The sequence below is a fragment of the Spirosoma arcticum genome (assembly GCF_054779955.1).
Map to the genome: position 1 here is coordinate 1 of NZ_BAAGXG010000017.1, position 14,281 is coordinate 14,281.

At 52.5% G+C, this 14,281-nt stretch carries 15 protein-coding genes; 3 read left to right on the forward strand and 12 right to left on the reverse strand.

The annotated features are described in order from the left end of the window. Positions 1-52: 52 nt before the first annotated feature. The 3 genes from ACYVHB_RS26765 to ACYVHB_RS26775 form a co-directional block, all read right to left on the reverse strand. Positions 53-346, reverse strand: coding sequence for a TspO/MBR family protein (locus tag ACYVHB_RS26765; protein ID WP_461054956.1), 294 nt, complete (start codon positions 344-346; stop codon positions 53-55). Between the two features lie 3 nt (positions 347-349). Beyond that, positions 350-865, reverse strand: a complete 516-nt coding sequence (locus ACYVHB_RS26770; protein ID WP_461054957.1) for a hypothetical protein — start codon at positions 863-865, stop codon at positions 350-352. 85 nt (positions 866-950) lie between these two features. Further along, on the reverse strand, positions 951-1,886 hold the full coding sequence (locus tag ACYVHB_RS26775) for a helix-turn-helix domain-containing protein (RefSeq protein WP_461054958.1): 936 nt from the start codon (positions 1,884-1,886) through the stop codon (positions 951-953). A gap of 170 nt (positions 1,887-2,056) precedes the next feature. On the opposite strand from ACYVHB_RS26775, the gene ACYVHB_RS26780 reads away from it, so the two are divergent. From ACYVHB_RS26780 to ACYVHB_RS26790, 3 genes are all read left to right on the forward strand, one after another. Further along, a complete protein-coding gene (locus ACYVHB_RS26780; protein WP_461054959.1) occupies positions 2,057-3,007 on the forward strand; it encodes a c-type cytochrome in 951 nt (316 codons plus the stop codon). Between the two features lie 77 nt (positions 3,008-3,084). After that, positions 3,085-4,080 (forward strand): SMP-30/gluconolactonase/LRE family protein, encoded by a 996-nt coding sequence (locus ACYVHB_RS26785; RefSeq protein WP_461054960.1) that lies wholly within the window; start codon positions 3,085-3,087, stop codon positions 4,078-4,080. Between the two features lie 316 nt (positions 4,081-4,396). After that, on the forward strand, positions 4,397-4,861 hold the full coding sequence (locus ACYVHB_RS26790) for a hypothetical protein (protein WP_461054961.1): 465 nt from the start codon (positions 4,397-4,399) through the stop codon (positions 4,859-4,861). Positions 4,862-5,446: 585 nt separating this feature from the next. On the opposite strand, the gene ACYVHB_RS26795 is transcribed toward ACYVHB_RS26790, so the two are convergent. The 9 genes from ACYVHB_RS26795 to ACYVHB_RS26835 form a co-directional block, all read right to left on the reverse strand. Next, on the reverse strand, positions 5,447-5,899 hold the full coding sequence (locus ACYVHB_RS26795) for a type II toxin-antitoxin system VapC family toxin (protein WP_461054962.1): 453 nt from the start codon (positions 5,897-5,899) through the stop codon (positions 5,447-5,449). After that, positions 5,896-6,078 carry a hypothetical protein gene (locus tag ACYVHB_RS26800; protein WP_461054963.1) on the reverse strand — a complete coding sequence of 61 codons (183 nt, stop codon included), beginning with the start codon at positions 6,076-6,078 and terminating at the stop codon, positions 5,896-5,898. Before ACYVHB_RS26800 ends, ACYVHB_RS26795 begins: the two co-directional genes overlap by 4 nt. A gap of 216 nt (positions 6,079-6,294) precedes the next feature. After that, positions 6,295-9,150 carry a BamA/TamA family outer membrane protein gene (locus tag ACYVHB_RS26805; protein ID WP_461054964.1) on the reverse strand — a complete coding sequence of 952 codons (2,856 nt, stop codon included), beginning with the start codon at positions 9,148-9,150 and terminating at the stop codon, positions 6,295-6,297. After that, on the reverse strand, positions 9,137-9,376 hold the full coding sequence (locus tag ACYVHB_RS26810; RefSeq protein ID WP_461054965.1) for a hypothetical protein: 240 nt from the start codon (positions 9,374-9,376) through the stop codon (positions 9,137-9,139). The genes ACYVHB_RS26805 and ACYVHB_RS26810 overlap by 14 nt, the downstream gene beginning before the upstream one ends. Before the next feature lie 745 nt (positions 9,377-10,121). Continuing rightward, positions 10,122-10,709 (reverse strand): GAF domain-containing protein, encoded by a 588-nt coding sequence (locus ACYVHB_RS26815; RefSeq protein WP_461054966.1) that lies wholly within the window; start codon positions 10,707-10,709, stop codon positions 10,122-10,124. Positions 10,710-10,957: 248 nt separating this feature from the next. Then, positions 10,958-11,563, reverse strand: coding sequence for a YdeI/OmpD-associated family protein (locus ACYVHB_RS26820; protein ID WP_461054967.1), 606 nt, complete (start codon positions 11,561-11,563; stop codon positions 10,958-10,960). A gap of 16 nt (positions 11,564-11,579) precedes the next feature. Next, entirely contained in the window at positions 11,580-12,323 is a 744-nt protein-coding gene (locus tag ACYVHB_RS26825) for an SDR family NAD(P)-dependent oxidoreductase (RefSeq protein ID WP_461054968.1), read from the reverse strand. Between the two features lie 522 nt (positions 12,324-12,845). Then, on the reverse strand, positions 12,846-13,685 hold the full coding sequence (locus ACYVHB_RS26830) for an oxidoreductase (RefSeq protein ID WP_461054969.1): 840 nt from the start codon (positions 13,683-13,685) through the stop codon (positions 12,846-12,848). 208 nt (positions 13,686-13,893) lie between these two features. Further along, complete coding sequence (locus tag ACYVHB_RS26835) at positions 13,894-14,211, reverse strand: hypothetical protein (protein WP_461054970.1); 318 nt, start codon at positions 14,209-14,211, stop codon at positions 13,894-13,896. Positions 14,212-14,281: the final 70 nt, after the last annotated feature.

The following is a 14,281-nucleotide window of genomic DNA, read 5'->3' on the forward strand; positions in this document are numbered from 1 at the left end:
TTCCCCCTGAGTTAGAGTCACATGGTATTTCTTCATAGTTGTAAGCGATTGCTTACGCCAAAAATACCCGCCAAACAATACAAGTCAAAATACTAGTCCGTTTCACTAACCAGGCCGCTACTCCCATCGTGCTGTAGTTAATGGTCCATATAACGACGAAAAACACCCAATCGAACTGAGTCACGGAGGGTTTGATGAGGTTCTTGTCCCAGTTATGACCAAAGTACAGATTGCTCCCGTAAGCCGTTAGTTGGCCAATAAATAAACAGAAAAGAGCAAAAAAGCACCCGGCCAGCCGGTTGTTTTTTTGCTCTTTTGAGCCAGTTGCATGGACGGTCGTAAACATAAATTAGGCGTTTACAGGATTAGGTTGAGGATGTATCATGCGAATGGCCCGGACCGACCAAGCAAGCGCATACCCTTCAGCTAATAACCGGAACAAACCCAGCACGAAACCCAGATAGTAAGTTTCCTCGATGGTTAACCGGTTTGCGCTTGGTTGCAGAAAATAGAGTTTTAGATTCACCTGTGTAACGATCAGCACCGTAAGCACCCAGGCAACTGTAACACCTATGGCCACCCGCCGGTCGGCAAGCTGATGGACTCTACCCATTCTGGCTGAATACTGGCTCACCAGCCAGACAAGCACCAGCAAGACCGTGTTGAGCGGTTGGAAGTAATAAATGGGATTGGTCAGCCAGTTCAATTGATTCCATAGCCTGATCCCATCAGGAATAGAACCAAAGAGAATGTTGGGGGTGAGTACCACTTTTTCATACAGATTGCCAAAGAACCAGTGGGCAGTTAATAGTAATACGCCCATCCGCAGGGTATCGACCCGGGTTGTCGTCATGGTCATCGCCATAAGCGGTACGTTACGCTTACAGTAACAAAGGTAGATACGGGGTAAAACGGGCGGGTAGACTAAATCACGCCATCCCTCGCACAATTCATGCTTTCTGGCGGTAATCCGTTGGGTTAAGGCCTGTATGTTTACGAAAGAAACGGCCAAAATAAGATAGGTCATCGAAACTTAACCGAAAAGCGATCTCTGAAATTGGTAGATCCATCTGATGCAGCAGCACCTTCGCTTCGAGTACCAGCATGTCGGCAATCAGGGCACTGGCGGGCTTTCCAACGGCTTCCTTAACGCATTTATTGAGATGGTTGGGGGTAACAGCCAGTAAATCGGCGTAGTCACTCACCGAGCGCCGGGTCAGAATATGGCGCGCCAGCAGTTGACGGAATCGGTCGGTGAGTCGGTCGGCCGATGATAAAGGACGGGATGAAATCTGTTGCCCGTACTGCTGCTGCACATCCAGCAGAAAACTATACAACAACGTACTACTATAGGCTTGCCCATCCAGCCGATCGCTTCGAAACGTCCGTTCCAGCCGCGCCAACTGGGCCAGCCAGTCCGCCTGAGTCGCGGCATCAATGGGCAGTACCGGCGTGACATCCGGTTGCAGGAAATTCAGTTCGTCCAGTGCCCGTGGGTTTTTTATCGTCGCCAGCACATACGCAGCATCGAACAAGCCATAATAGCCGGTAGCATCGGCACTACAGGCATCGGTGGAGACAATATCGCCCGCCCGGTAGGCCGAAAACATAGCCGGGCCAATCGTATACGACTCCAAACCATACGTTCGCTGAATGGAACCCGCCGTCAGGAACATAAAATCGTAGTGAAAACTACGGGCGGTGGGTATTGGAAACGTAATATGTCGGGCAAAATCCTCAATCCGCATGAGGGTGAAAAACCGGGTGGCCGGAAAGTTGCTATCAGCCGACGAGTGTATGTGCCGGGCCTGCTCATGCGCTTCCGGGCTGACAAACTGATTGACAAATAAGGCCGGGTCGAGTACCGGGATAACGGGCTGGTTCATGATGCTTAAGTAGTTGCTGGATGGCTACTAAACAAAAACAAGCCCGATTTGTCCTGATAGGCTCCGTGTTTGTCCTACCCGCAACGGCTGACCCCGGTTGAACTTTGCAACATAGTCGGGGTCAGCAGTATGGGTTACTGTCCTGCATCCCAACCCGACTACTCAACCGCATGAAAAAGCACACCCTTGTCTTGCCGTTACTGCTCTTGACCGGCGCAACGGCGACATTTTCCAGTCTGACCTCGATTGACTTGCGTCCGGGCCGTACGCCTGAACTATCGAGTCGTGTTCTCGAGGTCAGGCCACCGGACCGGCGATTGATTCAGGCCGGCGAACGGTTGGTGCTGACCAACTGCACTCACTGCCACAGCAACGACGAGGGCCGGTTGGCCGGCCAACAACTGACGGATGTCTCGCCTACGCTGGGCCGGATTGTATCGGCCAACATTACCAACGATTCGGTGCAGGGCATCGGGCGGTGGTCGGACGTACAATTAATTAAGCTACTCCGAACGGGCGTTGACCCGAAGAACCACAAAACCCACTTTATCATGCCCCGCTATCCCCTACTGGCCGATGCCGATATGCGGGCCATTGTCGCGTTTTTGCGCTCCTCCGAATATGCCGTTCAGGCCACGCCCAACACCGGCCCGACCCACAAGCCGTCAATCCTGTCGGGGTTTATTGCCACGTTTTTTATCAAACGCCTGCCCGAACCAACCGCCCCGATTCCCCTGCCCGACACGACAAAGCCGGTGCTGTATGGGCGGTATTTGGTGAACAGTCGGTATCAGTGTTTCGCCTGCCACTCGGCCAACGTGCAAAAAACCAATCTGATTGAGCCTGAGCGAACAAAAGGCTACTTAGCGGGCGGCAGCCAGTTCGATGATGCCGATGGCAAACCGGTGTATTCGGCCAACCTTACCCCCGACCCAGAGACCGGCTTTGGGCGCTACACCCGGGCCGAATTCAGCGAGGTAATGCGGCTGGGCAAAAAACGCAACGGGCAGATTGCCCGCTCCCCCATGTTGCCCTACCCACTGCTGAACGACCGGGAAATCAATGCTATTTATCAGTATCTCCAGTCGGTACCGGCCGTTCGTCATGCCCTGGCCCGGTGAGGAAAAAGCAGCCCGGTTCGCTTCAGTTGCAGTACGCTTTTGAGTTCATTTTTTATCACGTTCTATCAAACAACGCTATGAGAGTTACAACAAAATTGTTCGTGTTATCGGCAGCCATTGGCTTACTCACCGGCTGTCAGGATCATATCACCGATCCATCGCCCATCCCTTCATCGGCCGTCGAGACGGTCCGGGAGTTCAATGCCGCACAGGGGCAGCACCCTGAGAATGTGGCGGTTGACCGGAGGGGTACTGTTTATGTAACGCTACACGAATCAGCAACGGTCTGGAAACGCGATGCTGCGGGTCAGGAATGGTTTATCAACGTACCCGGTAGTAATCCAACGGGTTCGCAGACCCGCGCCAACGGCCTCGTGATCGACCGCGTTCAGAATGCGCTGATCCTGGTCCGTTCTGACCTGCCGGAGTTGGCGGGCATCTGGCAGATCAGCCCCGCTAAAGCCGTCACGAAGTTGATTGCGTTACCGGCCAAAGCGGGTCTAAACGGGCTGGCTCAGGATGAGGTGGGCAACCTGTACGCCACCGATGATGCCAATGGTCTTGTTTACCGAATTAAAGCTGGACAGATCACCCCCGACGTTTGGGCGAGTGGCTCCCTGCTGAAACCGCAGGGGCAATCGGCATCTGGCTTCCCGGTTTTCGGCGTTAACGGCATTAAAGTCTATAAGGGAGCCGTGTTTGTGTCGAACCCGTCGCAGTCGTCGATTCTACGGATACCTATTCAGGTCGACGGTGCTGCCAGGCCGATAACGGAGGCCTATCCTGGGAAACAGTTTGCCAATGTAGATGACATCACCTTCGATGAGCAGGGCAATTTGTACACCACGACCGTGGACCAGAACACGGTGAACCAGATCAGCCCAACGGGTCAGTCGCGGGTGCTGTTGACTCAAGCCGATGGCCTTGATCAACCCACGGCGGTGGCTTTCGGCACCGCAGCGGGTGATGCCACGAAGCTTTACATTACCAATGCTTCTTTCTACACCCCACCGGGCCAGACTTCCAGAGCGTCCCTGTTGCGAACGGATATAAGTATCAAAGGAACCCGGTAAGTAGGGAATAACGTGTTGCCAAGAGGAAGCGGGGTGGTGTCACCGGAAAAGATAGGAGCGGTTAAAGGGGGCTAGGCGTTGTTGAATCTGCTTAGTTTAGTTCCCCACTCTTGCTGAGATTGAGCCAGCCAACTACGCTTTCCTGGTCGGTCAGGGTAGTTGGTTGGCGGGCTCATCAAGACGCCTAATTATTAGTGCAGGACTACGGGGTAGCCGGTTGGGGGCATGCCGACAGCCGCTTTACCGACGACACGCCAGTCAGCGCTTGTTGAAAATTCATTCGTTTACTTTTTTGTTCTCCTAAAACAATTCGTCGATGAAAACGAAACTATTGACCGGTTATTTCATACTCTCGTTTTACGTGCTGGGTGGGCTGATCATCGAAAATGACGCTAATTATCCCACTTGGTATCAACTGGATGCCAGCCATTTTGAGGCCTACCATTACTCCCTGGAAAGCCGGTTGAGCTACTTACTGTTCACACCTCTGGCGATCCATCTCCTACTGAACGGACTGCTGGTCTGGTTCCCCCCGGCTGGTATTCCCCGGTGGCCGTTGGTGCTAACGCTGCTGTTGAGTGGGTATATCATTGTCGAATCGGTATTGATCCAAGTGCCGATTCACCAAGCACTGGCCGCCAATTACTCGCCCAAGTTGGTCAGTCAGCTTATTGATCACCATCGTACCTGGCGCTTACCCGCTGAAGTGTTGGTTGGCAGTCTTAACGCCTGGTGTTTGTACCGGGTTATCAGGATGTCGACTATGCTCTTGAACCGGTAAGTAGGTGTAGGCTCGCTGAGGTGGTCGAGTGTAGCGGCTTACTGAATTTGAGTTGCTGGTTGGCTTTGCCAAATATTAAACGCAGAATAACTGTGAGATGGTCCAGGTTTGCCGGACAGGCTAAGTGTGTCTTGTCTTGAAATCAATTGGACGTTTAACTGAACGGTAGCTGGGTAGGAGGGAGGTTACCGAAAACAGGCCTTTTAGCGTTCAATAAACCCGTTCAGTTTAGTAGTTCACGATTTTGACCTGTTCAGCGCTTTTTCTGAACGGTTTTACATGGCCCAGATAGGCTTATCCATAAGGCCGTGAGGTTTACCAAACTCTACTGCTCGTCTTTTAACGCTTAACCCCTCGATCACTTGATGATCGACTATGCATCAGGCCCGAATCTGCCGTATTGACGGGCATTTCCGGTGGTAACCCAGTACCGGTGTGATCGCAGTCGGAAAACCAAAAAAATCCACAGTTATGTATTCGAAGTAGAGATACCGTACAGATCACTCAAGTTAGAATCACTTTCTCGCTTTGGAAAAATTAGTATCGCCAAATGGACCCGGTGGCATGAGCAGACAATACCGGCCCCTAACTTCGCTTGGTGCTTTGCAGGAGCTGCTGGTAATTGTCAGGCTTGTGGAGAATGATACCTGTCACACGCTCAAAATGCTTGGGATTAAGTGTAAATACAGGTACATCAAAAACTAAGGCGGTGGCAATCGTGTAAGCATCCCCAACGCCGGTGTCGGGCCATCGACGAGCCACGGCTAACGCGGTTTCACTAACCCCATCGCTGTTTAAAACAATATAGTTGTCCAGCCGCTTGCGGTGTCGATCATACTCCGCCCGGCTAATGGGCATCGCCAGCCCCCGTTGGATCAGTAGCCAATGCTGTAATTCAATGAAGACTGCCGCGCTAATCGTTTCTTGATACTTCTCAATGGCCGTTTGGTAGGCTTCGACAAACGGCGGTTGGGCTAAAAAAACACGACTTAACAAACCTGTGTCACAAAGGAGGGCAGGCTTTGTAAGGGTGATCAAGGGATGGAGGTAGGCTCAAGGTGTTTATGGTTGCCCAACTCCCTGGCTATGGCCAGACCAGGGTCTTCTTTGGCGAGTTGACCGGAGAGAATGATGCCCTCAATTACCTGGCCCGATGCATTGATGAGTTTTACCTTAAGCGGCTTTTTGTTTTTTAGCTTTGCGTTGCTCGTTGCCATGGCTGAAAGAATGATTCACGAATTTAACAAAAATAAAACTAATTGATCAATATGCTGAGCGTTCCCCGGCTGTGATCACGCAGATGGTTGAAGACTTTGCACGGGCTGAGTCTGCATGAATTCGTCCATGTAGCGTGGCAAAGAAAATCAACCCTGTTTGCTCAGGAGCCGGTCCCGGATCCAACACACCTTCATTCGATGAGTAAGGGACCCCCTTTAAAAGAAAAAACCAACGTAGACATTCGGCAGGACGCCTTCGCGCGATAGGGCACCCGTCAAAGTAACCACAGCCAGATTGAAGGGGGCCAGCCAGAGTCCACCCCCGAAACCATGATGCCAGCGGGTGGATTGTTCGCCATCCGCCCACACTCGACCCACGTCCGAGAAGCCCAGAACACCCGCATAGCCCCGGGTAAGAAACGAATTGAACTCAACTACGCGCAGCCGCAACTCTGTGTTCTGGTAAAAGGTAGTCCGACCCGAAAATCGGGTGCGCCGGTAGCCCCGCAGATTGGTTGTGCCACCAAGCGTCTGCGCCTGAAAAAAGTCGAATTGGCCCAGGTTGGTGCCACCACCAAGCCTGAGTGCCAGCACAAACGGTGTACCCCGACTCAGCAGCCAGTAGCCGGACACATCCCCCTGAACTGATGCAAAGGCCTTTTCGTCAGTCAAACTGCGGAACCCACCCAGCGTCAAACGGGCCTGCGTCCCCCGGCGGGTTAGCGTGGGGTTATCCCGGCGATCCAGGCTATAGCCCGCCCGGAGACCCACGTACTGCTTCGCCGTGAAATCGTTGGGCGTTAGTCCGGAATCCGGTGCGCCAATGAAGCGCTCTGTATAGGGGCGGACATGGGTGTACTGATACGACGCGCCCAGGAGCAGTTGGCCCTGCCGCCCCAGCGGTCGGCTTAAGGCCGGGTCGAGCAGGACCTGGTTAAAGCGCAGTTGGTAGTAGCGGTACAGCGATACGGGCAATCGGTCATCACCCACCTGCAGGGTTTGGTTGCCCAAACCATAATAATTGTAGACGTAGTTGGGCGCCCGTATCTCCGAGTGCAGAGCCAGATCCCAGGATCCGATCAACCGACGAAACTGCCCCGCGTAGCGAAAACTATACGCCCCGGTGCGAACCGCATAATTGCCCGTCAGCACATGCGTCGAGGCTACCGGCTGTCGGCGAAAGCCGTGGTGAGTGATGGCAACCCCATCGCCCAGAAACAACCCGTCGTCCACGTTGTAACCAGGGGCCAGGGTGGGTCGGACGTGATCATACTCAAACAGCGAATCATACCGGTTCACACCGGGCCGGTCGGCCAGTCGATTGATGGTTTCCGGGCCTGCCGACAAGACAGTACCCTGGTGCGTGTCATAAATGCGGTGTCGGCGCAGCAGGCTCCGCCCGGCGGATTCATCCGTAATCGTATCGCTACCGGGACCGCCCACGACACGAAGCCGGGGGCTTTTCCGGCCCGCTTCTTTCAGAACAAAGTGGTCGTTGCCCTCCCAACCGTAAAGCGTCAGGGTGCGCGTCTGACGGTTCTCGAAGACGCGTGCATACCATGATGCTGTGGGCGACGGACCCGGCTTACCGCTATACACGGTTACCCGCGTGTGATGTTTATCGGGGTGGTCAACCACAATCTGATCGGCACCGGCGGTCCCCACGATGGTCACCTGCCGGGCCAGAACGCGGTAGTAAGCGATGGCCGTTTGCCGTAATCCGTTTCGTCGGCTTTTGAGTTTGGCTATGATGGATTCACCATGCAGTCGATAGACATTATCAGGCCACTGTCGTAGGGCCTGCTTAATCAATGAGTCGGTGAGGCACGTTTGCAAGCTATCGGCAACCGCTTCCCAGTCGGCCTGAGTCAGTTTGGTCAGGTAGAGCCGGTCGAGTCGGCGGGCGTTAAAGCCCAGCCCCACCACGTCGGTAATCTGCGCGTTAAAGCTTTGGAAGCGTCGGCTACCCCACTTGCGACTGCCTATATACGGAATCAGGCCGTCGTAACGGGCAAACACCTGATCGCGATCGCGGGGAATGGGCCGGTAAACGATACCCGCTGACGTTTCAATAGCTGCCCACCGCCACTGATCTTCGTGGCGGTCCCAGTCGCCCAGCCACATATCAAAAAGCCGCGCCCGAACGAAGGCCCGCTCATCGACCCGGTGCCGGTGGTCCTGCCGACATTTGGCAAAGACCTGCCGGGTGTTCAGAATCCGGTGGGCACCCCCGAAGCGGGCCAGATTCGGGGCGTCGCTTTCGGGTCGCTCTTCCAGCAGAGCAACCGTTTCGCCGAAGGTGGTCCGAAAGGTACCCAGAGCGGTGTCGGCTGGTATCCAGACCAGGTGGGGCGTGGTGTGCAGAATACCGGCGGCCTCGGCCAGTAGTGGCACCACCAAGGCACCGTAGGGATGGGAGGCTGAAATCTGATCCTGCAGAATGTAGGCCGGAAGAGTACCCCGAAAGTTCGCCGGTAGCAGGTTTTGGGTGTTTTTGTTAATGGACCGGAGAACATATTGATTGCCATCGGCTCCTTGCAGGCGTAACGAGAGTGTTTGCATGCCCCCACCCTGCTCAAGGGGCGTCAGCCCCCCGGCTGCGCGCCTTAAATCGAGTACTGGCAGCCGCACGGGTGCCGACCAGACCGCTCGGTAATGGCGACCAAAGAACAGAGTCATCAGCCCACGAGCCGTGTACTGCCGGGTAGCACATACAGTAACGGAATCAGGGCGTTGGCACCTCGCTGAATCCGCCAACCAAGTTGCTGACGTTTGGCTGGCCGGTGCTTTGTAGCCGCCTTTCGACGCGGCTAGTGTTGGCTTCGTCGTACCCCAGAAACTGACTGCCAGCAAGCCGGCCCACAACCAGCGTAACCAGCGATGCTGTCGTTTAGCAGATGCGACCAGAGGGGCATTCATGGGGTTGGAGCCGGCACGGACTATATGAACCAGGTCGGTCAGGGTAGCCTCCAGCGGACCCGACGCAGGTTCGTCCAACTGCTCAGACGTCAGGCTCAGGAGTTGCCGGAAACAGCGGCTTAGTGGGTGGAGGTCGGTATCAGCAGGAGACATAGTAGAGTAGCAGATTGGTGAAACAAAGAGTGTTAATGAAATGGCCGGCGGGTCTTCGTACACCCAGCAGGGCGGCTATGGTATAAGCCACCAGCGTAACGGCTAAGTCGATGACGAGCAGCCGGTAAAAAATGGCTAAGAAGCGGAACTTGTAAGTGAGTAGTTTGATAAACTGGTAAGTATCCCGTAACATCTCCCGAAATACATCGGTCTCAGCGCGGTTCATCAGCACCCGAACGCCCGTGTAATGGCTGGCTGGCTCAGGTACTGTTAGGCGCGCAGGTTCTCAATGTTACGTTTGGCTTTGGCCATCAGCCGGACCGGCTGGTACACCCCGGTTTGGTGTTTTGTTCGCTGGGCGATGTCTAACTCAGTTTTCATGGATAGAGTGATTGAAAAACTTGCTGACGGTAACGATTTTATTTTTCCTGAGTGTACCACTTGATTAAGGCGGGGAAGACAATGCAAACGGGTTAATAGGCAGGTGAGTACCGCAACAGGCTCATCAGTGTTGGTGCCAAACGACGTGCCAGCCCACAGTTGGCGGTTTGACGCGAACAGAAAGGTGGTGAAGCCCCTCAGAAATGCAGATTCAGTTGTTGCCGGTTTGGACGAAAGCCTACTGGAAGATGTCTGGCTATCGAACATTCGCATTTCACTGCCAATGGGTGTTTCTGCCGATTCAGCAAAGACGTTTCCGGCAGTTGTTTGGTAAGATGTGAGAGGCTACCCTGAAATCAGACTGACGTTTGGTACAAAACTGCCCGCCAGTGCTTTACATGTCCGGCATGTAAAAGGAATGGTCTTCGATAATGTGTCGATCAATTACGCCGAAAAAGATTCCTGACCCTCGTTTTTCTTATATGCCACGACGCGAGTAAGCCTGCTGAATGTGTATATCGACTTGCATGAACTTGAGCAAAAACAGCCAGAAGCTTCGCAGAAAAAAGTGGTTCGTTTGAGGTGATCAATCAAGAAAAAGGCCTCAGTTTAGTCAGATTACGCACTTCCCAGGCCAGTTCCAGAGCCAGTGAGAGTGTACTGGCATACCGCAAAAAATGCACTTCGTCATAGGCCGTAAAGTCGCCTTCGTAGCGGTCTGAGAGTTGTAACAGACCCCAGTTGGTACCCTGTCGATCCACAATCGGGGCCGCCATCCAACCGCGCATCGGCGGGTGTTTATCGGCTTCTTGGCCGAAATTCTTCCAGGCCGGGTGCTGCTCGAATTCGGCCTGCGTAAAGCGCACGGGCTGGTTATGACTCAGCAGCCAGCCGTGTGTACCGTAGCCAGTTGCCGGCGTATCGTAACCCGACCAGGCCTGATACTTCTCCAAGAGCGAAAAAAATTTACGTACATATCGCCAGTCCTGCCCGATGACAATAGCAATGGCTGCCTGATGTGCGCCAATCAGGTGGCGAAGCAACTCAACTCCGGTCAAAGCAAGCTGATTGGCCGTTTGGGCAAACGCTTCGTCGGCGGCATCAGGGGTAGGCATGAGTGGGTTGGGGGTAGCTCCAACGACAATATTGCCTGTATAAATGTTATGTTCAGGTAGCATAGACAGGGTTTGGCAAAGGGATTTCAGCCAATCCATTAGACTATTCAGGCTGCGTCTCGATTCATAGACATAATAGAAACTATTTTTCAATAGATCCTACTATTGTCTGCTCATTTGTCTTGGCAAAATAGGAGCTATGGCTACAATAGAGGGAATACATTTTTTTGAATGGACGTGGTTTTAAATAGAACAAACGTATCCCCTGACAAAACACTATTAGTCTGTCAATTTATTAACCTTCGTTTTCTCTATTTTTTCCTTCCTGTACCCAGTTGCCGAAAGTGGTTGGCTCGAATATTCTGCTCAGCTAGCCCTACTGTTTCGTTCACCCGTTTCTGCCGGGTTTCTGCTGTTTTGGCATTCTGAATCCACTCTAAAATGTTGCGTTTCGAGGAGCGGGGAAAGGCTTCGAAATTTTCCTTCGCTTGTGAATGTTGATCTAAAAGTCCTTGTAAATCGTTGGGTATAGAGAGTACTTCGACCTCGTCAAGTGCATTCCAACTACCGTTCTGTTTGGCTAATTCAATCAGTTGAAAACCTGCATCGGTCATTCGACCCTCTTGAATTAATTTCTCAACCCGCTGCTTATTGAGCCGTGACCAGTTACTTTTTGGATTGCGGGGAGCAAAAAATTGTTGAAATCGTTCCTCATCAAGCTTATTGGGCTTACTGTCAATCCATCCAAAACAAAGTGCTTCTTCGACGGCTTCATCATACCCGACGTGAGGCTTAGCACTACTTTTCTTATAGGAAATAAGCCAGACACCTGATGCTGTCTTGTGATGTTCCATTAGCCAATCTCGCCATTCCTGAACGGTTTGAGCCTGGAAGGTTAGGGCTTTAGAGGAGTTCATATTCGCGCTGTTACACTTACCAGGGTAGTGGTTTTCCATCCCTAAAAAAACCGCCAGTTGGCCCATCTTTATCTAATAAAGCTGCCCAGACTATACTGGTAGCCCCTTCCGATACGGGCCGGGCACCCATAGCTGCTCCTCCTTCAAACGTGGCCGTCAAGCCAGGGCATACCGCGTTGATGAGCAGACCCGTTTCTTTCTCTTCGTTCGCTAATTTAGCGGTTAGCCCATTTACCGCCGTTTTAGCGACTGCATAACTCGTTCCCATAGCGTTTTGCGTGGTCATGCCAAAGACGGTATCACCATGAGAGCCGGCCCCACTCGATACATTAACAATGCGTCCCTGCTGACTTAACCGAAGTAGGGGAAGCATAATCTGGCACATCCGCCAGGTACCAAATAAAGTAGTTTCCAGAACGGCATGGGCTGTTGCTAAATCAGCCGTTGCTGCTCTTTCTCCGTAGGGAGTGATGCCCGCTGCGTTATTGATTAAGATATCGAGTTTGCCAAACTCCTGCCGGACCTGATCAGCACATGCCTGGATGCTTTCCGCTACATTTACATCGACTACATAGGGCCTGACATCGAGTCCTTCTTGTTGTAAAACCGATGCCAATTGTTGCGCTTCTTCTGTCTTACGAGAAGTCAACAGAACCGTCATTTGATGGCTTGCGAGTTGGCGGCATACTTCATAGCCAATTCCTTGCGCCCGTCCAACACCCGTGATTAGTGCAATTCGATTAGTAGATGGTTGGTTCATGTTAATGCTTTGCTTTTTGTCGTAAAAATAGAAATTGAGTTAACTAAATTGTACCCCATTCTCTGTACCACCATTTGGCCAAACGAAATGGTTAGTTGACAGATTTAAGTTGTTTTTCTTTCCCTTCCATTAATGCGACCCCCTGGTGCCTGGTGTACGGTAGCCTTACGACTGATGGGACCGTTGGTCATTGTAATAGTGAAAATACTTGCTCAAACCCGTCCGTAATCCACCGCCTGTTTGATAGTTTCGCAGATAAACGTCCGAACTGCTGGGGATGCTTATAGTTTAGGGTTCCGCATTGCAAAACCGTTTCACAAAAACATTGTCTAATGCTTGGCCTTTCCCATCTCAACTGATAGCAATTTGGTGATTTTGTAAGACCGCCACAAAATCATCACTGGTGAACTGAATACGGCACGGGCTGCCAAGCCTGATCAGTGTTGAAAATCTCAGGATTACCCCACTGCTGTAAGCTTTGCTGCAGCGTTTCTACACATCAATCGGCTTCCAAAACCCGCGTCATTCAGCGGCCCGGAAGGTGAGGTCTTTGTACTGCTCTACATCCGCCAGTAACGTCCGGCCCTTATCCCGCACCACGGCGTAGGCATCCGTTCCTAAGGCTAACCGATGGGGTGGCTGGCTCATGTGCGCTACCTCAACGATCACCTGAGCCAGTTTTTTGGGATTACCCCCGGCTCGTTGAGGCATCTGGGCTGACTCGAAAAACTGACGGATGCCCCCATTCGTTCGGTCATAGTCATTAATCGTCTGTTCCGAAAAAAGCATGGAACTACCGCCCCAGTTAGTGCGAAAACCGCCCGGCTCGATAATCGTGACGTGAATGCCCAGTGGGCTAAGTTCAAGTGTCAGAGCTTCGGACAGGCCCTCGACGGCAAACTTAGCGGCATTATAGGCCCCCAGTCCTGCCGAACCCCGGATACCTGCGACGGAGGAGAAATTGATGATATGCCCCCTCCGCTGGCGACGCATCAGGGGTAATACTCCTCGTGTAATGTTGAGCAGGCCGAACACATCGGTATCAAAAATACGCCGGAACTCCGCATCGGAGATCTCTTCGATAGCCCCAATCAGGCCAAACCCGGCGTTGTTGACCAGCAAATCGACTTGACCAAATACCTGCATTGCCTGCTTCACAGCCTGTGTAATCTGGTCAGGCTTGGTCACGTCGAGGTGTATTACAATGGCTTGATCAGGAAATTGAGTTTCCCAGTGGCTGATGGCATCGAGTTTGCGGGCGGTGGCAACCACGCGGTCGCCACCCGTTAGGGCTGCCAGGGCCATTTCGTAGCCGAAGCCTGATGAACAGCCGGTAATGAACCAAGTTTTTTGTGTTTTCATTAATTTATTCCTGTTTAAGGGCAGTAAAAAACTTAATAAATAACTTAAGCCGGTGCCCAATGTATAGCCAGTTCGTCCGCCATCAGTTTGTGAAATAGAACCGCCAGTCGATAGCGAATTCGTAGGTCCTCTATTGGTTTCATCAGCTATTCTGGCTAAAAAACAACTGCTATGCATCAGACATGGCCCGTTCCGGCAGCATGCCTGGTCAGCCGTTTGTTTGGTTACTCTTATTCTCAGGCGCAAACAACGATTCCCAGTTTTTGAAGGGCCGTAATTCATGATACGTTGCGTTCAGCATCCCGGCCTTTATCAGGGGTAATTGCAGGAGGTCTTCCTGCAAAGCCGCTATCGACGGATATTCAAATACATCAATGACCATCCCGTCCGTTTCGGTCAGGTATGTTTCTCGGAGTTCACCTTTCAGGAACATCCGCCAGGCCATCCGCTCTTCGTCGGCAATGAGCGGCAGCGCGTCCGCCAGGGGGACATTCTTTTTCAGTGTAAAAGTGGCTATGATTTTCATCAGTAGGAGGCTTAAGTAGGGTTAGCAGTTGACAGACTAAATAAAACTTGCCCGGATTGGTCCCCGGGCA